This window comes from Elioraea rosea, assembly GCF_007644105.1.
Lineage (GTDB): Bacteria > Pseudomonadota > Alphaproteobacteria > Acetobacterales > Acetobacteraceae > Elioraea_A > Elioraea_A rosea.
In genome coordinates this window covers 69,352-91,454 of sequence record NZ_VFAC01000010.1, presented here as the reverse complement: position 1 = coordinate 91,454, position 22,103 = coordinate 69,352, and the positions used below count along the sequence as shown (strand labels likewise).

Here is a 22,103-nt window from a genome sequence, read left to right as displayed (position 1 = left end):
CCCTGTCCGACACCGATCCAAAAGGCTTGAACTTGGCTGGTGCGATAACGTTGGTCCTGCGCCGTTGCGAGCATGGTTTCTCGACGGTTCAGACTGTCCAACTCTGTGCACGCAGCCGAGTGCAATCGAACGACTCGTAAGGGAGCGTTGAAACCGTCATCCCAGCAATTTGTGCTGGCGGAGTGGCATGTTGAAGCACCCACCCAACAACACCGCCGCGCCAATTCCGATTACGGCTGATCGAAAGGACTTCATCAATCACCTCACCATTAGCGTATCCGTCTGCGAGCCACGCATGCGCAGACCACGCAGGCTCGGCCCGAACCATCTGCCAAGGACATGAATACAAAGTTTGCGCCAGGCGGCAGGCGAGGTTCCGCCCGGCGCGTGATGCGCCTGCTGCGGGCGGCTGGAGAAGCGAGGGGGCGATGGTTGCGCGAGCGGTGGCAGACCAGAAGGGTGTGCACGTAGGGTACACACCCGACGAAACGGCGCGACACGACACGTCAGGTCACTGACGGAAGCCTAGCGCCCCCGTTACCCTGGTGCAGGTGACGAGCGTGACCGAGCTACACCCGCCATTAGCAGCGCGGCAAGGCCGGTCGCTAAAAGCCCAATCACAGGCGGTTCCGCGACCGCGACGAGCATGTACCCATTGAACTGGAGCGAAATGCCAGCATCGATGCTCTGGCCTTCGTAGAACGTCAGGGCGAACTCGCTCATCGGCGCAAGGATGCCAAAGAATCCGTCGTAGCCGAAGTGAGGGCCGATATAACCGAGCGTTCCGTCGAAGAACGGGAGGACCCGTGCCGGGTCATCAGCGTATGTCTCCCACGTCTCGTAGGACAGCGTACCCCCAAACCCATAGACAGGCTGCTCGAAAGCCAGCGTGACGCGCCAGGAGCCAAGGCATGGATAGGCGTACGAGACACAACCTAGACTTCCTCCAAACCCTCCCGGATACGTGCTAATCGAATGTGATCTCCCGGCGATGCCTCGGGGTTCTCCCTGATCCCAAAAGACTATCGGAACATACGGATCGGTGAACGTTCCGTAGCCGTCCTCATACGACACGACGTGCACCGCGATCGGCACATAACGAATGCCAGGACCGGGCAGCATTGATGTGTTGAGATCGAGCACCGCATTGTGCCACGCCGCTTGGTCCAGATACGTCGCGCCGTGAGCGCCAGGCCCCATCGCCGTGGCGAGTAGAGCCGCTCCTGCGATCAATGCCCTCATTTCGATCCCCCGTTGCACAAATCTAATCAGCGTTTCGATTACGATCATGCCGGCTGACCAAGACCGCAATGAGAATCTGCGGACGCTGCGTGAACTAGGTCACACAACATACCTTTGCACCCGGATGTGCGTTGATCGGGACACCAAATCGGCGCCTGACAACACGCTTGAGCACGTTAGATGCGGGAGGACCGCTAGCTCGACATCCTCCGCGCGTTACCCTAGCCGCCACTAGGTTCCGAAATTCTCGCACAACCGTCCGCGTTCGCTGAGGAGTGACAGCGATCTCCATGTCATCGGGCGGCGCACCCTCGGCGGGATCTGAGCGGTTGCGTGTTGCGAGAGGGATGGGCCTGAGTGCTCCAGAGGTGGCTGGACTACGAGGCTGAGCAAGCGGACGCGGCGCGGGAGCGGGGTGGTGTTCGGGCGGGCCAACTTGATTGCCCGTGGGATTGAGAGTCGGCGAGGCGCGGTACGACGGCAGAGTGACGAGCGCACCTTGCTTCGCCTAGTCCGTCTGCTCGGCGGCCTTAGTGGGGTTCGTTAACGCGGTCGAAGGCGGCAGCGTCGTATTCCGGCGCATCACCACCCATCCCGACCTCTCAAGGTGCTCAGCTAGCAACTCGGCTACGATGAACGAGGCTAGCTCGTGAGCGTCGCGGTGTGCCCTGCCGTTGGCTCTGAACCGGAGCGCATACGCCAGCGCCCCTGTGAGGGTGACGCGATCGACAGGGACGCGCGGTTCATCAGCCATAGTGTAAGCCTAAAGGCACAGAACGAACAGAACAAGAACACGACAGCTTCGACCTGTCCGCACCCGACCGGACGCGCGCGCGCTGTGCGCGCGCGTATCGCCTTAGCTGCTCTACGTCGCAGGCGGTCGCTGGCGCGACCACGAATGAGAGGACGGACGTCGTGCCGGGGCGGGATTAGCCTCGGGGCTAGCAACTGCCCTGAAAGGGCATTTGAACGGTGCCTGAGCCGCCTTGGGGGAACTTGGCGAACAACGTCTCGATAAGGGCGGGGGCGACAACGGAGAGCAGCCCGCAGCTTCCTTCTGAGATTCCTCGTGCCTGAAACACTGGCGCGGCGCTGGGGCCAGCAGAGCGCCGAAACACCGACAGTACTCCCTCGCGAGTGAAGACCTGTCGAGATACGACCGACGTCGTGTAGCCGGTAACGCCATAGGTGGGCGTCAGCGTCGTTGTCCCCGAGTAGCTGGCAACATTACCGAAACGCGAGACCGTGCCGAACGATTGCGCGCCACTGTAGCCTGTGACGCCCCATTGCGGTATTGAAATGGGCTCGTTGACCGTCTGTCCTCTGTCCATCCCAAGCCCGACGACGGCGACGTAATCCGCCGACTCTAGGGACGGAGCAAGCTGGAAACGCCGTTTGGCAAGCTGCGCTGCCGTCAGGGAGACCCATTGCTGTGATTCAAGCGAGGCTGCCTGCTCGCGTGAGCCAGCGAGGACAAAAAAACTCGACGTCGCGGCGGGGGGTGGAGGAGCCGAAAATGACTCCAAACGCGTTTGGAGCTGTGGGGCACAGGCGGACAGGCATGCCAGAAGAGCCAGTGCTTTGCAGAAGCGCATGATTCAGCCCTTGGAAATCTGACGTCGGTCGACGATGCGAAGGAGCGTCAATCGTGACACGGCGAGCGTCAAGCCCTGCGCTGCGCATCATCCCGCCCCCGATGGCACGCTTGAGCTTCGCGTGTCGGGGGGCAACGCCAGCGCGCACGGGGTGTTCCTCGACCTGCTCGGCACCGTCGCCGCCGGCTAAACCGACGCTAACGCGTTGATGCGATTGCCCGGTCGTCAATCCGAGAAAGCAAACCGCCTTGCCGTCAATTGCGCGTCCTGCATCGCCTTGCGAATTTGCGAACGATACTTCCCGCGCTGGGCGGGCGACGCCTCAGGCGCTGGCTGAGCATGCGGCGTCGCTTCCGACTTGCGAACAGCTTCGCGCACAGCTTCCTTGCGAGAGCGTGGGGTTTCATCACGCGGGCGATCTGCGAAGGCTAGCGACCAATTTGCGTCACTCATCACGGCCTCCCTGCATGCGCGCAACGCGATGTGCGTAGCGCGGATTGAGCGCGGCATCAAAGTAGAGCTTCCGCCTTATCCACACAAAGCCTTCCGATTTGGTGATCGCGGCCACGTCCACCGGCCCACCAACGGTCTCTGTGGATCGCGTCATCTTCTCTTTCAACGATTCCAACGACACCAAGTTCTCCGCGAGGTGCGCCATCTCCTCGATAGAGAGCATGGAAACGACGTTGGTCAGCGGGCCGTGGTGGTTCTGGATCGTTCGCCCAACCCAATCGCTCATGAAGTCCTTCCGACACTGGGCGATAATCTGTGCACGGTCTTTTGGCGGCACGGTGGCACTAAGCTTCCCTTCAACCTCACGAATGATAGCCTCTGCTGAAGGGCCATAGCACCGAAGAACATTGGCATACACCTCTTCGCCTACACCACTAGCAAAAGTCTCTACCATGGCGTTTGATGCAAAGGAATTGATGTATCCCGGTTGTTGTGGCGTGATGACGGATTCTTCCTCGCGATCCCAGATCAGCTTATCCAGCTGAAAGCCTCGCACGCGATATTGGAAGCAAGCGGGGAATATATGGTCGTCGCCGTATCCTGCGACAACAATCCCACTCGGGCTTGTGCCATCGCCAAGCTCGCGGAATGCGAGTTGGACTGCCACCTCGATTAGCTCGACTTCGCGGCCCGCTGCTACAAGTGCGATGGGGGTTCCTAGAAAGAAGGAATCGCAATCAGCCTTTGCTGTGGAGTTGGCCCGCGCGACAGCCGGAGCAACATCAGCTTCAGTGAAAGGGGCTGTTACCGGATTGCTCACGATCCGCGCTCGCCACTCGGCGATGGCCGCGTCTATCGCAGGTGCGTCATTTGAGCCGCCAACCTTCGCAAAGATCTCGTGCGCTATCCGGCCTGCTAAGCCCAACACACGATACGCGAAGGCGCTCTCACGCAAGTCAGTGGTAAACACTGCGTGGTTCTGCTCAACGTAATCGAAGAACGCCTTTGCATACCCCTCGACAGTGGGAAATGACCGGTTGCCGAGTTCGCGCCGAAACAGCTTCACGATAATATCCCACGGCACCTGTAGGACGTGTGCGTTGCCGAAGGTCATCAGTCCCATGGGGTGATGCTCGGAAAGCTGGAAGACCTTGTTTTCGCCCTTGAAGTAGCGCGTCTCGGCTTTGCCGTTGGCGAAGCTAGTGACAGTGCCGGCGCTGTCCGCTGCGAGCACCGCAGCGCGACGATTCATGATTACGACTTCGGTCGTCACAGCGCGCCTCGCCCCCCGTATCCTTGAGATGCGTCGGTTCTCGAGATAGAGGGCGAGTGCTCCGCCTTTGCTCTGTCGGCGACGGCGGCGAGGGAAAGTCGGCGGGAAAGCAATGCGGCACGTGCCGTCGTTTCATCCCCCTTATTCGTTGCGCCCATTCGTGCCCATCCGCCCCGCCGCGATTCGCTCGAAATAATGCCAGCGGAGTGCCTGCGCGGACAGCACGAACGGACAGTGACGCGGGGTCGTGAGGCGGCCATCGGTGCCATTAGGCGGCTTCGTCAGCGACCGGGGTCGGCGGCCGTGCGATCTCCTGACCGAGCACTGAAGGCACAGCACCACGCGCCGCCGCCGTCTTGCGTCAGGTTCGGGCGCATGGAGGAGTTTTGGCACTACTGACACTATTGGCACTGTCGCAGAAACGGCTTAGAGAACCGAAATTTGAGTATCATTATACATACCACGTCTCGTGGAGAGGGATAGTAGGGCCCCTGGCCGAGCGTGGCCGGTCCCAGAACGGTCCCAGCCCTCCTGGCCGCTGCTGGCGAGGAAGCATCGATGAAGATCTAACCCATTGAAAAAGAAGGGCCCCGGTGTTTCCACCGGGGCCAAGTGATACAGGGAGGCTTCACGTCTGGGAGACGATGGGGTCCGAAGACCCCGGTTTCCGGCTGGGAGCCGGAACTGGTGCGGCAAAGGCCGCGAATCGTTCAACACAGAAACGAATACACCATTTCCAAGAATTCGTGTGTGATCACGATCACTCAATGATGCTGACGATATAGGCCGCACTTGCCTCTGTTGCAGCGCGAAATGGCCGGGGCCGCCATGCGGCGACCGCATACCGATGGCAGGATTGTGTTCCAGGCCATTGTTTCGAAACGGTTTCTAGGCGCACGCCGGTTTGGGGGCGTCGCGAGTGGCTGCCGCGGTCAGCCCTTCTCGGCGAGCCGCGCGAGAAGGAAGTCGCGGAACACGGCCACGCGCTTGGAATTCCTGAGCTCTTCCGGATAGACGAAATAGGCGTCCACCTTCGGGGCCTTCACCTCCGGCAGCACGCGCACCAGCCCCTCCGTCTCCTCGACCATGTAGTCGGGCAGCGCGGCGATGCCGAGGCCGCTCCGGGCGGCCCGCAGCATGCCGAAGATCGAGTTCATCTCGAGTGCGGGCTTGCGCGTCACGCCCGCCCGCTTGCCGGCTTCGGCGAGCCAGTTGATGTCGGGCACGGGGGGGCGATACTCGCCGTAGAGCACGAGCTTGTGGTCGGCGAGGTCCTCGATGCGCTGCGGCGTGCCGTGCTTAGCGAGGTACTCCTCCGAGGCGTAGACCACCCAGGAGATCGTCAGAAGGTGGCGCTGCACGAGATCAGGCTGCCGGGGCGGGTGCATCCGGATCGCGACGTCCGCCTCGCGCATGGCGAGGTCGAGCTCCGCGTCGTCGAGCACGACCGACAGCGTGATCTCGGGATAGTGGTCGAGGAAGTCCTTCAGCCGCGGCGCGAGCCAGGTCGAGCCGAAGGCGACGGTGGTCGTCACCTTCAGCCGGCCCGTGGGCTTCTCCTTGCTCTCCGTGAGCAGCGTCTCGGTCATCGCGAGCTTGGCGAACACCTCGCGCACGGTGCGGTTCAGCGTCTCGCCCTGCTCGGTGAGGATCAGCCCGCGCGCGTGCCGGTGGAACAGTGGCACGGCGAGCGCCTCCTCGAGCGCCGAGATCTGCCGGCTCACCGCCGACTGGGAGAGGTTCAGCGTCTCCCCCGCATGGGTGAAGCTTCCCGCCTCCGCCACAGCGTGGAAAACCCGCAGCTTGTCCCAGTCCATCTCTCGCTCCCGCTCCGACCGCGCACGCGGGATGTCCATGCCGCGCCGGAGCGGCGGCGTCCTCCCATCGTGCTGGCCATTCTTCTGGCCTGCGCCCCGCGGGCGCGGCCCCAGCCAACCTGCCTCTCGACTACTCCGCCGCCAGCGCCGTGGCGCCAGCGTTCGCCGCCAGGAACTTCTCGGCCTCGAGCGCGGCCATGCAGCCCGTGCCGGCGGCCGTCACGGCCTGGCGGAACACCTTGTCCTGAACATCGCCGGCGGCGAACACACCGGGAACCGAGGTGCGCGTGCTGTCGGCCTCCGTCACGATATACCCTTCCGCGTCCATTTCGACCTGCCCACGGAACAGCGCCGTCGTGGGCGAGTGGCCGATCGCGATGAACACCCCTTCGGTGGCGAGCGTGCTCTCCGCGCCGGTGAGCGTGTCGCGCAGGCGCACGCCGCTGACGGCGGGAGGGCTGCCTTCGCCAAGGATCTCCTCGACCACCTTGTTCCACACCACCGTCACCTTCGGGTGGGCGAACAGGCGCTGCTGGAGGATCTTCTCCGCCCGAAGCGAGTCGCGCCGGTGCACCAGCGTCACCTTCGCGGCGATGTTGGCGAGATAGAGCGACTCCTCGACGGCGGAGTTGCCCCCGCCGACGACGACGACCTCGCGGCCACGGAAGAAGAACCCGTCGCACGTCGCGCAGGCGGAGACGCCGGCGCCGGACAGGCGCTTCTCGCTCTCGAGGCCGAGCCAGCGCGCCTGCGCGCCTGTGGCGATGATCACCGTCTCGGCAACGAAGCGCGTGCCCGAATCGGCCTTGGCACGGAACGGGCGCCGCGAGAGATCGACCTCGGTGATCACGTCCTCGATCACCTGCGTGCCGACATGCTCGGCCTGCTTGCGCATCTGCTCCATGAGCCAGGGGCCCTGGATCACGTCGGCGAAGCCGGGATAGTTCTCCACGTCGGTCGTGATGGTGAGCTGCCCGCCAGGCTGGAGCCCGGCCACCAGGACGGGCCTGAGCGCCGCGCGCGCCGCGTAGATCGCCGCCGTGTAGCCTGCCGGCCCGGCGCCGATGATCAGCACCGGCGTGGTGATCTCCTCGGCCATCGCGTCTGTGTCCTTCCTTGCAGGCCAGAATATTGCCGAGCATGGGCCGTGAGCAAGGTCTGCGATGCACGCATGACACCGTTCGCGCCCTTCCGGCACCGGCCCGAGCATGCAATATTCTTTCGCGCTGGGAAGCTTCATCGTTACGGGGATTGCGTCCATGCGGAAAACCGCCGGCGAGGCGCCGGTGCTCGACCAGATCGACAGGCGGATCATCGCAGAGCTGCAGGACGACGGCCGGATGACCAATGTCGAGCTCGCCAAGCGTGTCGGCATCTCCGCCCCGCCCTGCCTCAGGCGCGTGCGCAGGCTCGAGGAGGCCGGCGTCATCCGCGGGTACCATGCCGACACCGAGCCCTCGCATCTCGGCTACGACGTGATGTTCTTCGCACTCGTCGGCCTCGACAGCCAGCGCCAGACCGTGCTCGACGCCTTCGAGGAGATGGTTTCCGCCTGGCCGGAGGTGCGCGAGTGCCACATGATCCGCGGCGGGGGGGACTTCATGCTGAAGCTCGTCGCGCGCGACACGGCGCACGAGAACGAGCTGACCCGCAGGCTCACCGGCGCCCCGAACGTCACCCGCGTGCAGACGCTGCAGACGATCCGCACCGGCAAGGACAAGGCCGGCGTGCCGATCGCCGAGGGTTAGCCGCCTGGCGGCAGCCGCTTCACGACGAACGCGGCACCGGAGAGCGCGTCGAGGATCGCCTGGCCGTGCGCCGCATCGCGCGCCTCGACGATGAGGTCGAGCGCGGCGGCCTTCACGCTTTCCGAGGCGAACAGCCTTTGGTGCGTCACCTCGATGATATTGCCGCCTGCCTGGGCGATCCGGCCGGCCACTTCTGCGAGCACACCCGGCCGGTCGGCGATGTCGACGGCAAGCCGCAGCATCCTGCCATCCCGCACCAGACCGCGCAGGAGCACGTTGGCAAGGATGCGCGTGTCGATGTTTCCGCCGCAGAGGATCGCGCCGACGCGGCGGCCGGCAAAGCGCTCCGGATAGGCGAGCATCGCCGCGATTCCCGCCGCCCCCGCCCCCTCGGCGACGAGCTTCGCCTCCTCGGCAAGCAGCACGATCGCCTTCTCGATCATCGCCTCGGAGACGACGAGAACCTCGGCGACCTGCTCGCGGATGATCGCGAAAGGCCGCTCGCCCACGTCGTTGACGGCGATGCCCTCGGCGATCGTTGCACCGCGCGTGCGCACGGGCTCGCCGGCGAGCCTCTGCGCGGCAGAGGTCCAGCCCTCGACCTCGACGCCGATGACGCGGATGCCGCGGTTCGCCGCGTGCGCGGCGAGCGCGCAGCCCGCGATCAGCCCACCGCCGCCGACGGGGATGACGAGGCTGTCGAGCCCGGGCTCGTCCTCGAGCATCTCGAGCCCGGCGGTGCCCTGGCCGGCGATGACCAGATCGTCATCGTAGGGGTGGATGATGGTGAGCCCACGTTCGGCGGCGAGCGTGCGCGCATGCGTTCCCGAATCGCCGAGCGTCTCGCCCTCGAGCACGACGGAGGCGCCGTGCGCGGCCGTGCGCGCGACCTTCGCGTTCGGCGTGAAGCGCGGCATCACCACGGTCGCGGCGATGCCGAGGCGCGCGGCGTGATAGGCCACCGCCTGCGCGTGGTTGCCAGCCGACATGGTGATGACGCCGCGCGCGCGCTCGTCCTCCGAGAGGGCGAGAAGTCGGTTCAGCGCGCCACGCTCCTTGAAGCTTCCGGTGCGGTGCAGCGTCTCGAGCTTGATGAACAGCTCCGCCCCGAGGCGCCGCGACATCGCATGCGCGGGGACGAGCGGGGTGCGGAGAACCTGGCCGGCGATGCGCGCCGATGCGGCCGCGACGTCGGCGGCCGTGGCTGGCATTAGCCGAAGGCGACCTGGGTGATCTCGTACTGCTTCGAGCCGCCGGGGGCGGCAACCTCCACCACGTCGCCCTTCTTCTTGCCGAGTATGGCGCGCGCGACGGGGCTCGAGATGGACAGAAGGCCCTTGGTGATGTCGGCCTCGTGCGCGCCGACGATCTGGTAGGTCTTCTCCTCCTCCGTGTCCTCGTCGATCAGCGTCACCTTCGCGCCGAACGCGACATGGCTACCGGAGAGCTTGGAGATGTCGATAACCTCGGCCGAGGCGATGATCGTCTCGAGCTCGGCCACGCGCCCCTCGATGAAGGACTGGCGCTCGCGCGCGGCGTGATACTCGGCGTTCTCCGACAGGTCGCCATGCGAGCGGGCCTCGGCGATCGCGCGGATCACCGCCGGGCGCTCGACGGACTTGAGCTGGCGGAGCTCCTCCTCCAACCGGCTCAGGCCTTCTGCGGTCATCGGGAACTTCTGCACGACACGCTTCCTCGATACACAATGGAAACCCGGCGCAAGGCTTCGCCGGACACCGCCCGGTGCACTGTGCGACGCCCGCGCGGCCGGATACGAAGCGACGCGCCCGCGGGCAGGACCTCTCTCTCAGGCCAGCCCGGGCGGCGCGCCGCGCCTAGAACGAACCCCGAAAATACGACTGCAAGGGGGCCACTTCAAGGGTTCCTGCCTTCAGCGCCGTGATGGCATGCACGGCGGCCCGTGCCCCGGCGAGCGTGGTGTAGTGGGGAACGTTGTGCGTCAAGGCACTGCGGCGAATGTCGAAACTGTCCGATACGCTCTGCCCGCCCGAGGACGTGTTGATGACGAGTTGGAACGCGCCGGACTTGATCGCGTCCACGCAATGCGGCCGTCCCTCGAGCACCTTGTTGACGAGGGTGACGGGCAGGCCCGCCTCGCGGATGGCCGAGGCGGTGCCGCGCGTCGCCACCACCGAGAATCCCATGTCGGCAAGCCGCCGCGCGAGCGACACCGCCGCGCCCTTGTCGCCGTCCTTGACGCTGATAAAGGCGGTGCCGGCGAGCGGCAGCTTCACCCCCGCGCCAAGCTGGCTCTTGGCGAAGGCGCGCTCGAAGGAGGCATCGAGCCCCATCACCTCGCCGGTCGACTTCATCTCGGGGCCGAGAAGAACGTCCACATTGGGGAAGCGGGCGAAGGGGAACACGCTCTCCTTCACCGCGACATGGCGGCTCACCGCGTCGTCGTCGAGCCGGAAATCGGAGAGCCGGGCGCCTGCCATGACGCGCGCGCCGATCTTGGCGACCGGCACGCCCGTCGCCTTGGCCACGAACGGCACCGTGCGCGAGGCGCGCGGGTTCACCTCGAGAACGTAGATCGCATCGTCCTTGATCGCGTACTGCACGTTCATCAGGCCGACGACCTTCAGCGCCTTGGCAAGCGCCTCGGTCTCGGCACGGAGCTCTGCCACCAGCGCGGGGGCGAGAGAGTAGGGCGGGAGCGAGCAGGCGCTGTCGCCGGAATGGATGCCCGCCTCCTCGATGTGCTCCATGACGCCCGCGACATAGACGGTCTCGCCGTCGGCGATGCAGTCGACATCCACCTCGATCGCGTCGTTGAGGTAACGGTCGATCAGCACCGGGTTGTCGCCCGAGACGCGCACGGCCTCGCGCATGTAGCGGTGGAGCTGCGCTCGGTCATGCACGATCTCCATCGCGCGGCCGCCGAGCACGTAGGAGGGGCGGATGACCACCGGGTAGCCGATCCGCTCCGCGATCGCCTCCGCCTCCTCGGCAGAGCGCGCTGTGCCGTTCTCAGGCTGGCGAAGCCCGAGCTTCTTGAGCAGCTCCTGGAAGCGCTCGCGGTCCTCGGCGACGTCGATCGCATCGGCCGAGGTGCCGAGAAGCGGGATGTTCGCCGCAGCGAGCGCCTGGCTGAGCCTGAGCGGCGTCTGCCCGCCATACTGCACGATGCAGCCGAGCACCTCGCCGTTCTCCTGCTCGCGGCGGACGAGCGCGATGACGTCCTCGGCTGTCAGGGGCTCGAAGTAGAGGCGGTCCGAGGTGTCGTAGTCGGTCGAGACGGTCTCGGGGTTGCAGTTGACCATGATGGTCTCGAACCCCGCCTCCTTCAGCGCGTAGGCCGCGTGCACGCAGCAATAGTCGAACTCGATTCCCTGGCCGATGCGGTTCGGTCCACCGCCGAGGATGACGACCTTCTTCTTGTCGGTCGGGTCGGCCTCGCACTCGGCGGGCTCGATGCCGTTGCCCTCATAGGTCGAGTACATGTAGGGCGTTTCGGACGCGAACTCTGCCGCGCAGGTGTCGATGCGCTTGAACACCGGCCGGATGCCGAGCTTCGCCCGGAGCGTGGCGACCTCGCCTTCCTTCATCCCCGCGATGGTGGCGAGGCGGCGGTCGGAGAAGCCCATCGCCTTCAGCCGCTGCAGCCCGGCCGCCTCGCGCGGCAGGCCGGCTGCGCGCACCATGTCCTCGGCCTGGACGATCGCCTCGATCTCGCGCAGGAACCACGGGTCGAACCGGCAGGCCTCGTGGATCTCCTCGACCGTCAGCCCCTCACGGAAGGCCTGGGCGACGACGAGCGCACGGTCTGGCTTCGGGGTGGAGAGAGCGGCGAGCACGGCACCCTTGCCCGCGCCCTCGAGCTCGGCCACCTCGTCGAGGCCGGATAGGCCGGTCTCGAGGCTGCGCAGGCCCTTCTGCAGCGCTTCGGCGAAGGTCCGCCCGATCGCCATCGCCTCGCCGACCGACTTCATGGAAGTGGTCAGGAGTGCTGGCGTGCCGGGGAACTTCTCGAAGGTGAAGCGCGGCATCTTCACGACGACATAGTCGATCGTCGGCTCGAAGCTCGCGGGCGTGACCTTGGTGATGTCGTTGGCGAGTTCGTCGAGCGTGTAGCCCACGGCGAGCTTGGCCGCGACCTTGGCGATCGGGAAGCCGGTCGCCTTCGAGGCCAGCGCCGAGGACCGCGAGACGCGCGGGTTCATCTCGATGATGGTCATCCGCCCGTCGGCCGGGTTGATGGCGAACTGCACGTTCGAGCCACCGGTGTCGACGCCGATCTCGCGCAGGCACGCGATCGAGGCATCGCGCATCCGCTGGTATTCCTTGTCGGTGAGCGTGAGCGCCGGGGCGATGGTCACGCTGTCGCCGGTGTGCACGCCCATCGGGTCGAGGTTCTCGATGGAGCAGACGATGATGCAGTTGTCGGCGCGGTCGCGCACGACCTCCATCTCGTACTCCTTCCAGCCGAGCACGCTCTCCTCGATCAGCACCTCTGTGGTCGGCGAGGCGTCGAGGCCGCCGGAGACGATCGCCTCGAACTCCTCGCGGTTGTATGCGATGCCGCCGCCCGTGCCGCCGAGGGTGAAGGAGGGGCGGATCACGGCGGGGAGGCCCACGAGCTTCAGCGCCTCGCGCGCCTCCTCCATCGTGTGCGCGATGGCGCTCTTCGGGCTCTCGATGCCGATCGCCGCCATCGCGTCGCGGAACTTGAGCCTGTCCTCGGCCTTCTCGATCGCCTCGCGCTTGGCGCCGATCAGCTCGACGCCGTAGCGCTCGAGCACGCCCATGTCGGCGAGCTTCATCGCCGTGTTCAGCGCCGTCTGCCCGCCCATGGTGGGCAGGAGCGCATCGGGCCGCTCCTTGGCGATGATCTTCTCGACCATCTCCGGCGTGATCGGCTCGATATAGGTCGCGTCCGCGAGCCCCGGGTCGGTCATGATCGTCGCGGGGTTCGAGTTGACGAGGATGACGCGGTACCCCTCCGCCCGGAGCGCCTTGCAGGCCTGCGCGCCGGAATAGTCGAACTCGCAGGCCTGGCCGATGACGATCGGGCCCGCCCCGATGATCAGGATCGAGGCGATGTCGGTGCGCTTAGGCATCGTTGTTGTCTCGTTTCAGATGGTAGAGGAATATCCGCCATCGACCGGGATGGCCGTGCCGGTGACGAAGTCGGAGGCGGAGGAGGCGAGGAACACGGCGATGCCGGCGAAGTCCTCGCCCGAGCCCCAACGGCCTGCCGGCGTGCGGGCGAGCACGCGCTCGTTGAGCCCTGGCACGTCCTTGCGCGCTTGGCGCGTCAGGTCGGTGTCGATCCAGCCCGGCAGGATGGCGTTGCACTGGATGTTGTCCGGCGCCCAGGCCGCGGCGATCGAGCGGGTGAACTGCACGATGCCGCCCTTCGATGCGCTGTAGGCTGGCGCGAAGGCCGCGCCGAACAGCGAGGTCATCGAGCCCGTGGTGATGACCTTGCCGCGGCCGGATGTCTTGAGCGCCGGGTAGGCGGCCTTGGCGGTGAGGAAGGCCGCGTCGAGATTGGCGGAAAGAACCGCGTGCCACTCCTCGAAGCTCGCCTCGTGCGCGGGCTTGCGGATGTTGATGCCGGCATTGATGACGAGGATGTCGATGGCCCCGAAGCGATCGACGGTCGCCTTCACCATTGCCTCGACCTCGTCGGCCTTCGTGACATCCACCTCGACGGACGCGGCCTTGGCGCCGCAGGCCTTCGCGGCGGCGGCGCTCTTCTCCTTGTTCCGCCCGGCGACCATCACCGACGCGCCGGCATCGGCCATCCCCTTGGCCATGCCGAGGCCGATGCCGCCATTGCCGCCGGTGACGAGCGCGACGCGCCCGGTGAGATCGAACAGGGTCATGGCCGTCCTCCCGCTATTGCCTGCTGCCCGTTACTGCCTGCTCTCGGTCGCGAGCTTCACCGCGATCAGCGCGAGCGCCGCGCCGAGAACCCAGCGCTGCGCGGCCATCCACATCGGGCGTGCGTTCAGGAAGCGGGCCACGCCGCCCGCGCCGGTGACGAGCACGGCATCGCCCAGGGTGCAGACGCCGACCTGGATCGAGCCGAGGACGATCGCCTGCAGGAACAGGCTGCCCGCTTCGGGGTTCATGAAGGGCGGCAGCACCGCGACGTAGAACAGCGCCACCTTCGGGTTCAGCACCGCCGTCGCGAGCCCGATGGAGAAGAGCCTGAGGTCGCCCTCCTTCGGCATTGGCCGCGGCGAGAACAGCGGCACGCCGCCCGGCCGGACCGACTGCCACGCAAGCCACGCGAGATAGGCAGCGCCGCCGAGGCGCAGCACGTCATAGGCGTAGGGGATCGCGAGCAGTGCCGCGGTGATGCCCGCAGCCGCGCCGAGCATGATCAGCGCCGAGCCTGCCTGGCAACCGAGCAGCGACACCATCCCCGCCCGGTTGCCCTGCGCGAGCGAGCGCGAGACGAGATAGAGCATGTTCGGCCCCGGCGTGATCCAGAGGCCGAAGGAGAGGGCCGCAAAGGTCAGCAGGGTGGCGGTGTCGGGCATCAGGAGCGGCCGTCCGTCGCCATCCGCGCCGCGAGGGCGGCGAGCACCGTGCCCATCAGCCAGCGCTGCACGCGGGCGAAGAGAGGCCGCGTCGCGAGCAGCACCGCGACCTGCACCGCCCCGAGGATGATCAGCGCGTTGACCGCCATGCTGATGGCGATCTGCGTCGTGCCCAGCGCGATGGACTGGGTGAGCACGCTTCCCGCGGACGGGTCTATGAACTGGGGCAGGAGCGAGAGGTACATCACCGCGATCTTGGGATTCAGGAGGTTGGTGACGAACCCCATTGCGAAAAGCCGCCGGGCGTCGTGGCGCGGCAGGCGCTTCGGCGCGAAGGGCGTGGCCCTGCCGGTGAAGGCCTGCCAGGCGAGCCAGGCGAGATAGGCCGCACCCGCGAGCCGCAGCGCGTCATAGGCGTAGGGCACGGCCATCACCAGCGCGGTGATGCCGAGCGCGGCGGCGACCATGTAAAACACGAAGCCGAGCGCGACGCCGAGAAGCGAGATCAGCCCTGCCGCGCGCCCCTGCGCGATCGAGCGGCTGATCAGATAGATCATGTTCGGTCCGGGTGTAAGCACCATCCCCAGAGAGATGGCGGCGAAGGCGAGCAGGGCTGCGGTGTCGGGCATGGCGCCCTCACGCCGCCTTCGCCCGGTCGATCATCTCCACGAAGCGGTGGAACAGGTAGTGGCTGTCGGTCGGGCCCGGGCTCGCTTCGGGGTGGTACTGAACCGAAAAGGCGGGCCTGTCGACCGCGGCGATGCCCTCGTTCGTCCCGTCGAACAGGGAGGTGTGCGTCACCGAGACGCCCTCGGGCAGGGTCTCGGGGATCACCGCGAAGCCGTGGTTCTGGCTGGTGATCTCCACCTTGCCGGTGGTCAGGTCCTTCACCGGGTGGTTGGCGCCGCGATGGCCGCGCTCGAGCTTGCGCGTCTTCGCCCCCAGCGCCAGGGCAAGAAGCTGGTGGCCGAGGCAGATGCCGAACACCGGCACCCTCTTCTCGAGCACCGCGCGGATGGCGGGAACGGCATAGGCACCGGTCGCTGCCGGGTCGCCCGGGCCGTTGGAGAGGAACACGCCGTCCGGTTCGTGGCGGAGGATGTCCTCTGCCGTCGCGGCCGCGGGCACCACCGTTACGCGGCAGCCGGCGGCGGCCAGGCAGCGGAGGATGTTGCGCTTGGCGCCGTAGTCGATGGCGACGACATGGCGCCGCGGCGCCTCCTGCCGCGCATACCCCGTGGGCCAGGTCCAGGTCGCCTCGTCCCAGGTGTAGGTCTGCCGTGCGGTGACCTCGCGGGCGAGGTCCATCCCCTCGAGGCCGGGCCATGCGCGCGCCTGCTCGACGAGCGCGGGAAGGTCGAACCGGCCATCGGCGGGGTAGGCGAGCACGCCCGTCGGCGCTCCAGCGTCGCGGATGCGCCGCGTCAGACGCCGCGTGTCTATGCCCGCGAGGCCGGGGAGGCCATGGCTCAGCAGCCAGGCGGGCAGCCCCCGATCGCTCCGCCAGTTCGAGGGTTCGGTCGGGTCGTCGCGCACGATCAGGCCGCGGGCTGCGGGCGTGGTCGTCTCGATGTCCTCGGCGTTGGTGCCGACGTTCCCGACATGGGGGAAGGTGAAGGTGATGATCTGCCCGGCGTAGGACGGGTCTGTCAGGATTTCCTGGTAGCCGGTGATCGATGTGTTGAAGCACACCTCGCCGACGGTGGTGGCATGCGCGCCGAAGCCGCGGCCCCAGAGCACCGTGCCGTCGGCCAGGACCACGGCGGCAGTCGCACCGGGCGGGCGGCCATCGGCGCTCGGTGCCTCGGCGGCGGCTGCGCCTGGCATGTCGGCCAGCGTCAGACCGGTCTCCTTGAGGATCACCGGCCAGTGGCGGGCAGGAATCGCCTTGCCCTGGCGCCACTTGCGAATGGCTTCGGTTCCGACGGCGGTGAGCTGGGCTGCCCGCTCCGGGCCGCCAAGCCGATCGATGATCTCGTCCACGCTGGCCATGACGCGGACACCTATGGGAAATCGCTTCCCGTTTCAAGCGCGATCGCCGCATGGGAAGTTTCTTCCCGCCCTCGCCGGGCTGCGCGCGATTCCCTATAATAGGGGGCTATCGTTCGAAAGGAGTGGCGCATGGGCCTGCGCGAGCAGTTCACCGAGGCGATGAAGGCCTCGATGAAGGCAGGGGACAGCGCGACGACATCCACCATCCGGATGGTCATCGCGAAGCTGAAGGACACCGACATCGCCACGCGCGACCTCACCAACCCCGAGGTTCCCCAGCAGGCCGATGACGAGGCGATCGCCTCGATGCTGCGCTCGATGATCAAGAGCAGGCGCGAGAGCGTGTCGATGTACCGCCAGGGCGGGCGGGAGGACCTCGCCGCGAAGGAGGAGGCGGAGATCGCGGTGATCAGCCGCTTCCTGCCGCGCGAGATGGACGAGGAGGAGATCAAGGCCGCCATCGCCGTCGCGATCGTCGAGGCGAATGCCAAGACGCCGAAGGACATGGGCAAGGTCATGGGCGTGCTGAAGGTCAAGCACGGCGCCTCGCTCGACCTCGGCAAGGCGGGGCCGCTGGTGAAGGCGGCGCTCGCGGGCTGAGCGGCGCGCCGCGGTGGCGATCCCCGAAAGCTTCCTCGACGAGCTCCGGGCGCGGCTGCCGCTTGCTGCCGTGGTCGGCCGCCGGGTGCAGCTCCGCCGCGTGGGGCGCGACCTCAAGGGCCTCTGCCCGTTCCACGCGGAGAAGACGCCGTCGTTCCACGTGCGCGAGGACAAGGGCTTCTACCACTGCTTCGGCTGCGGCGCGCATGGCGACGCGATCCGCTTCGTCATGAACACCGAGAATCTCGGCTTCCTCGATGCGGTGGAGAAGCTTGCCTCCGAGGCAGGCCTCGCGGTGCCGAAACCGACCCCCGAGGCAGCGGCGGCGGCAGCGCGGCAGACGACGCTCGCCTCCGTGGCCGAGCGGGCGGCGCGGCACTTCGCGGAGGCGTTGTGGCGGCGCGAGGGTGCGGCGGCGCTGGCCTATCTCCGCGGGCGAGGACTTTCCGACGACACGATCACCACCTTCGGCCTTGGCTGGTCGGGCGAGGGGCGCGGCGCGCTCGCCCAGGCGCTGAAGGGCGACGGCATCACCGAGGACCAGCTCATCGCCGTCGGGCTGATGAAGCAGGATGACGCCTCACGCCCCCCGGTCGACCTCTTCTTCAACAGGGTGATGTTCCCGATCCATGACCGGCGGGGCAGGGTGATCGGCTTCGGCGGGCGCATCCTCGGCGACGGGCAGCCGAAGTACCTCAACGGCCCGGAGACGGCGCTGTTCAGCAAGCGCCGCACCCTCTACGGCCTGCACCATGCCCGGGCGGCGTCGTCGTTGGGCAAGGAGATCATCGCCGTCGAGGGCTACATGGACGTCATCGCCCTGCACCAGGCCGGGTTCGGCGGCGCCGTCGCCCCGCTCGGAACGGCGTTGACGGAGGACCATCTCGCCGAGCTCTGGCGGCTTTCGCCCGCGCCGATCCTCTGTTTCGACGGCGATGCGGCAGGCGCGCGCGCGGCGCTGCGCACGGCGGAGCTCGCCCTGCCGAAGGTGGGGGCCGGACGGACGCTGAGGCTCGCCACGCTTCCCGCCGGGGAGGACCCCGACACGCTCGCCCGCCGCGGAGCGGAGCCGGTGCGCGCCGTGCTCGGTGCCGCGCAGGGGCTGGCCGATGCGCTGTTCGAGGCGGCAGCCGGCAGCCGTGCAAGCACGCCCGAGGCCCGCGCGGCGCAGCGGCGGCGTCTCGAGGATCTCGCCGGCCTGGTGGGCGACCCGACGCTCAGGGAGGAGTATCGCAGGCATTGGCGCGACCGCTGGTTCGCCGCCGGCCGTGCCGCCCAGGTACAATCGGGATCAGGCCAGCGTGGGTCAGGCCAGCGTGGGTCAGGCCAGCGTGGTTATGGCCAGGGCAACTCCGGCGCGCAGCGCGCGCCTCGGCCGGGGCTCGTGCCCGAGCGTGCCGGGGCGGTACGGGAGCGTGATGTTCTCGCCCTCATCCTCAGCCACCCCTCGCTTCTGCCCGAGGCGGAGGAGGCGCTGGCGAATCTCCAGTTCCGCACGGCGGCATGCGAGCGGCTCAGGGCAGCCCTCGTGGCCCAGGCCGAGCAGGCCTTCGGCCTTGACTCGGCTGCGTTGATCGACCACCTGCGCCAGATGGACCTGCGCGAGCCGCTGGATGCCGTGCTTGGCACGCGCCTTTCCGCCCTTCCTGCCTGCACGCTCCCCGGCGCCGCCCCCGCCGAGGCACGGGAAGCGTTCTTCCAGGCGCTGGGGCAGCTCGATCCGGGCCGCCTTGCTGCGGAGATTGCCGAGGCCCGCGCGCAGCTCGCGGCCGATTTCACCGAGGCGAACGAGCGCAGGCTCGTTGCCCTGGTGCAGGCCCAGAGCGTGATCGATGCCTCCGCAGGCGGCGGCGGCGATGACGCTCCGCACAGCACGCGGCGCCGCGTGACGCATACATAGGGTAGGGGGACGTTCTCGCGTCCCGGACCATGAGCTGGAGAGGTGATGCCGATGGCGAAACCCGCGACCGCTGCCCCGACCGACCAGGCGGCCGAAGACCTCGCCGATGGCGCGCTGCTCGACGTCCAGTCGATCGCCGTCAAGAAGCTGATCGCGCGCGGCAACGAGCGCGGCTACGTCACCTATGACGAGGTGAACGCCGCCCTGCCTCAGGGCCAGGTCTCGTCGGAGCAGATCGAGGACACCATGGCCATGCTGTCGGAGCGTGGCATCAACGTCGTCGAGAGCGAGGAGACCGAGGACCCCGACGCCGCGCCGGCCGCCAAGGCCGAGGCCGAGGAGGAGGGCGAGGGCTCGACGGGCAATGTCGACGAGGCCGAGATGGGCCGCACGGACGACCCCGTGCGGATGTACCTGCGCGAGATGGGCACGGTGGAGCTCCTCTCCCGCGAGGGCGAGATCGCCATCGCCAAGCGCATCGAGGCCGGCCGCGACATGATGATCGGCGGGCTCTGCGAGAGCCCGCTCACGTTCCGCGCCATCATCGCCTGGCACGACGCGCTGCAGGCGGGGAAGATGCTGCTTCGCGACATCATCGACCTCGAGGCGACCAATTCCGGCGGCGCGCCCGGCGAGGCCGCGGCGCTTCCCGCCGAGACCGAGGAGGTCTCCGAGGAGCCAGCAGCCGGCGAGGAAGGCTTCGATGACGACGAGGGCGCGCAGATGTCGCTCTCCGCCCTCGAGGAGAAGCTGAAGCCCGAGGTCCTGCAGACCTTCGAGGAGATCGCGGCCAGCTACAAGAAGCTCGCCAAGCTGCAGGAGGCCCGGCTCAAGCTGCTCTCCGAAGGCACGCAGCCGACGAAGCAGGCCGAGGCAAAGTACGAGAAGACCAAGGAGGAGGTGACCAAGCTCGTCGAGCAGGTGCACCTCAACAACGCCCGCATCGAGCAGCTCGTCGAGCAGCTGCGCGAGTTCAACTCGCGCCTGAACGCGCTCGAGGGCCAGCTCCTGCGCGTTGCCGACAGCGCCAAGGTCAAACGCGACGACTTCCTCTCGCAGTATCGCGGCCATGAGCTCGACCCGGGCTGGATCGAGCGCGTCGGCGCGCTTCCGGGGAAGGCGTGGAAGACCTTCGCGGCCAAGCATGCCGACGAGGTTGCCGAGATCCGCGCGCGGATCGGCGCGATCGCGACCGAGGTGCACCTGCCGGTCGGCGAGTTCCGCCGCGTGGTGCAGACGGTTCAGAAGGGCGAGCGCGACGCCGCGCGGGCGAAGAAGGAGATGATCGAGGCAAACCTCCGCCTCGTGATCTCGATCGCCAAGAAGTACACGAACCGCGGCCTGCAGTTCCTCGACCTGATCCAGGAAGGCAACATCGGCCTGATGAAGGCGGTGGACAAGTTCGAGTACCGCCGCGGCTACAAGTTCTCGACCTACGCGACGTGGTGGATCCGCCAAGCGATCACCCGCTCGATCGCCGACCAGGCGCGCACCATCCGCATCCCCGTGCACATGATCGAGACAATCAACAAGCTGGTGCGCACCTCGCGCCAGATGCTGCACGAGATCGGCCGCGAGCCGACGCCGGAGGAGCTGGCCGAGAAGCTCGGCATGCCGCTCGAGAAGGTGCGAAAGGTGCTGAAGATCGCCAAGGAGCCGATCTCGCTCGAGACGCCGATCGGCGACGAGGAGGACAGCCACCTCGGCGACTTCATCGAGGACAAGAACGCCGTGATCCCGCTCGACGCAGCGATCCAGGCCAACCTCCGCGAGGCCACGACGCGTGTTCTCGGCAGCCTCACGCCGCGCGAGGAGCGTGTGCTGCGCATGCGCTTCGGCATCGGCATGAACACCGACCATACGCTCGAGGAAGTGGGCCAGCAGTTCAGTGTGACGCGCGAGCGCATTCGCCAGATCGAGGCGAAGGCGCTGCGCAAGCTGAAGCACCCGAGCCGGTCGAGGAAGTTGAGGAGCTTCCTCGAGGATTGACGCCAGTCGACCCGTGGCGATCCCGGATTTTCAGACGCTGATGCTGCCTGTCCTCAGGCTAGCCGCAGCGGGCGACATCGAAGTAAAGGATGCCATCTCTCGGCTTGCCGATCAGTTCGAGCTGTCGCCTGGTGAGCGAAGCCTTCTGAACCCCGCCAGTTCCAACACCGTATTCGGAAACCGTGTGCATTGGGCAAAGACATTTCTGAAAGCTGCAGGCCTCGTTGAGCAGCCGAAACGTGCCTGGTTCCGAATAACTCCACGAGGACGTGACGTATTGGGAACGGGCCCTCAACGCATCGACGTCAAGTTTCTCATGCAGTTCCCCGAGTTCCGAGAATTTCGAACTAGAAGCAGGCGTGGGGATGCCGAGACGCTGCCATCAAATGCCGTGGAGACGACCAACGAGTTGTCAGAGGCGCTTTCAGGGCCTGCCAATCCCGACGAGGCGATCGCTCAGGCCCAGGCGGCGCTGATTGCCGTCCTGACGACGGAATTGCTCTCGAAGTTGCGAGCGATGACGCCTGGCGCCTTTGAAAAGCTTGTAATCGAACTGCTGCTCGCGATGGGGTACGGCGGCTCCCGGAGAGAGGCCGCGCGCGCTTTGGGGCGTTCCGGTGACGACGGTGTGGATGGCGTTATTGATGAAGACGCACTCGGGCTCGATAGGGTATTCGTGCAGGCGAAGCGCTATGCGGCCGGCAATGACGTCGGGCCAGCCGCGATACGCGAGTTCTTTGGTAGCTTGAACCTTAAGAAGGCTAGCAAGGGTCTGTTCGTAACAACGAGCGCCTTTTCGCGTGCCGCGCGCGATACCGCGGAGCAACTCGGAACTCGTATCGTCCTTGTCGACGGCGAACAACTCGCTGCGTTGATGATTCGCTTCGGTGTCGGCTGTCGAGTGGTCGAGCGTATCGAAATCAAGCGCCTCGACGAGGACTTCTTCGAAGACCTCGATACCTAAGTAAACCGGGCGGTG

General features: G+C 66.8%; 18 protein-coding genes. 6 read left to right on the top strand and 12 right to left on the bottom strand.

Annotation, left to right across the window (positions count from 1 at the left end; translation table 11 throughout):
- Window positions 1–537: 537 nt before the first annotated feature.
- Complete coding sequence (locus FIF60_RS09035; protein ID WP_144185745.1) at window positions 538–1,290, bottom strand: hypothetical protein; 753 nt, start codon at window positions 1,288–1,290, stop codon at window positions 538–540.
- Window positions 1,291–2,871: 1,581 nt separating this feature from the next.
- Between FIF60_RS09035 and FIF60_RS21555 the strand changes: the two genes are divergently transcribed.
- Complete coding sequence (locus tag FIF60_RS21555; protein ID WP_158639131.1) at window positions 2,872–3,027, top strand: hypothetical protein; 156 nt, start codon at window positions 2,872–2,874, stop codon at window positions 3,025–3,027.
- Between the two features lie 35 nt (window positions 3,028–3,062).
- On the opposite strand, the gene FIF60_RS09030 is transcribed toward FIF60_RS21555, so the two are convergent.
- From FIF60_RS09030 to trxB, 4 genes are all read right to left on the bottom strand, one after another.
- Window positions 3,063–3,290, bottom strand: coding sequence for a hypothetical protein (locus FIF60_RS09030; RefSeq protein ID WP_144185744.1), 228 nt, complete (start codon window positions 3,288–3,290; stop codon window positions 3,063–3,065).
- Window positions 3,283–4,563 (bottom strand): hypothetical protein, encoded by a 1,281-nt coding sequence (locus FIF60_RS09025; RefSeq protein WP_144185743.1) that lies wholly within the window; start codon window positions 4,561–4,563, stop codon window positions 3,283–3,285. The genes FIF60_RS09030 and FIF60_RS09025 overlap by 8 nt, the downstream gene beginning before the upstream one ends.
- A gap of 932 nt (window positions 4,564–5,495) precedes the next feature.
- The gene (locus tag FIF60_RS09020; protein ID WP_144185742.1) at window positions 5,496–6,380 is read right to left on the bottom strand and encodes a LysR family transcriptional regulator; all 885 of its coding nucleotides are present in this window, start codon (window positions 6,378–6,380) and stop codon (window positions 5,496–5,498) included.
- Between the two features lie 130 nt (window positions 6,381–6,510).
- Complete coding sequence (trxB, locus tag FIF60_RS09015) at window positions 6,511–7,479, bottom strand: thioredoxin-disulfide reductase (RefSeq protein WP_144185741.1); 969 nt, start codon at window positions 7,477–7,479, stop codon at window positions 6,511–6,513.
- Window positions 7,480–7,639: 160 nt separating this feature from the next.
- Here trxB and FIF60_RS09010 point away from each other — a divergent pair, with 160 nt between their 5' ends.
- Complete coding sequence (locus FIF60_RS09010) at window positions 7,640–8,128, top strand: Lrp/AsnC family transcriptional regulator (RefSeq protein ID WP_144185740.1); 489 nt, start codon at window positions 7,640–7,642, stop codon at window positions 8,126–8,128.
- On the opposite strand, the gene FIF60_RS09005 is transcribed toward FIF60_RS09010, so the two are convergent.
- From FIF60_RS09005 to carA, 7 genes are all read right to left on the bottom strand, one after another.
- A complete protein-coding gene (locus tag FIF60_RS09005) occupies window positions 8,125–9,339 on the bottom strand; it encodes a threonine ammonia-lyase (RefSeq protein ID WP_144185739.1) in 1,215 nt (404 codons plus the stop codon). The two genes, FIF60_RS09010 and FIF60_RS09005, sit on opposite strands and share 4 nt — an antisense overlap.
- On the bottom strand, window positions 9,339–9,812 hold the full coding sequence (gene greA / locus FIF60_RS09000; RefSeq protein ID WP_144185738.1) for a transcription elongation factor GreA: 474 nt from the start codon (window positions 9,810–9,812) through the stop codon (window positions 9,339–9,341). The genes FIF60_RS09005 and greA overlap by 1 nt, the downstream gene beginning before the upstream one ends.
- A gap of 151 nt (window positions 9,813–9,963) precedes the next feature.
- Complete coding sequence (carB, locus tag FIF60_RS08995; RefSeq protein WP_144185737.1) at window positions 9,964–13,209, bottom strand: carbamoyl-phosphate synthase large subunit; 3,246 nt, start codon at window positions 13,207–13,209, stop codon at window positions 9,964–9,966.
- A 15-nt stretch (window positions 13,210–13,224) separates the two neighbouring features.
- Window positions 13,225–13,980, bottom strand: a complete 756-nt coding sequence (locus FIF60_RS08990; RefSeq protein ID WP_144185736.1) for an SDR family NAD(P)-dependent oxidoreductase — start codon at window positions 13,978–13,980, stop codon at window positions 13,225–13,227.
- Between the two features lie 30 nt (window positions 13,981–14,010).
- On the bottom strand, window positions 14,011–14,643 hold the full coding sequence (locus FIF60_RS08985) for a LysE family translocator (protein WP_144185735.1): 633 nt from the start codon (window positions 14,641–14,643) through the stop codon (window positions 14,011–14,013).
- Window positions 14,643–15,272, bottom strand: coding sequence for a LysE family translocator (locus tag FIF60_RS08980; protein ID WP_144185734.1), 630 nt, complete (start codon window positions 15,270–15,272; stop codon window positions 14,643–14,645). The genes FIF60_RS08985 and FIF60_RS08980 overlap by 1 nt, the downstream gene beginning before the upstream one ends.
- Window positions 15,273–15,279: 7 nt before the next feature.
- Window positions 15,280–16,635, bottom strand: a complete 1,356-nt coding sequence (gene carA / locus FIF60_RS08975) for a glutamine-hydrolyzing carbamoyl-phosphate synthase small subunit (protein ID WP_144185733.1) — start codon at window positions 16,633–16,635, stop codon at window positions 15,280–15,282.
- Between the two features lie 129 nt (window positions 16,636–16,764).
- On the opposite strand from carA, the gene FIF60_RS08970 reads away from it, so the two are divergent.
- The 4 genes from FIF60_RS08970 to FIF60_RS08955 are packed head-to-tail and all read left to right on the top strand — an operon-like array spanning window position 16,765 to window position 22,088.
- Window positions 16,765–17,235 carry a GatB/YqeY domain-containing protein gene (locus tag FIF60_RS08970; RefSeq protein ID WP_144185732.1) on the top strand — a complete coding sequence of 157 codons (471 nt, stop codon included), beginning with the start codon at window positions 16,765–16,767 and terminating at the stop codon, window positions 17,233–17,235.
- A 13-nt stretch (window positions 17,236–17,248) separates the two neighbouring features.
- Complete coding sequence (dnaG, locus tag FIF60_RS08965) at window positions 17,249–19,135, top strand: DNA primase (protein WP_144185731.1); 1,887 nt, start codon at window positions 17,249–17,251, stop codon at window positions 19,133–19,135.
- A 51-nt stretch (window positions 19,136–19,186) separates the two neighbouring features.
- Window positions 19,187–21,124, top strand: coding sequence for an RNA polymerase sigma factor RpoD (rpoD, locus tag FIF60_RS08960; RefSeq protein WP_144185730.1), 1,938 nt, complete (start codon window positions 19,187–19,189; stop codon window positions 21,122–21,124).
- Between the two features lie 13 nt (window positions 21,125–21,137).
- Window positions 21,138–22,088 (top strand): restriction endonuclease, encoded by a 951-nt coding sequence (locus FIF60_RS08955; RefSeq protein WP_144185729.1) that lies wholly within the window; start codon window positions 21,138–21,140, stop codon window positions 22,086–22,088.
- Window positions 22,089–22,103: the final 15 nt, after the last annotated feature.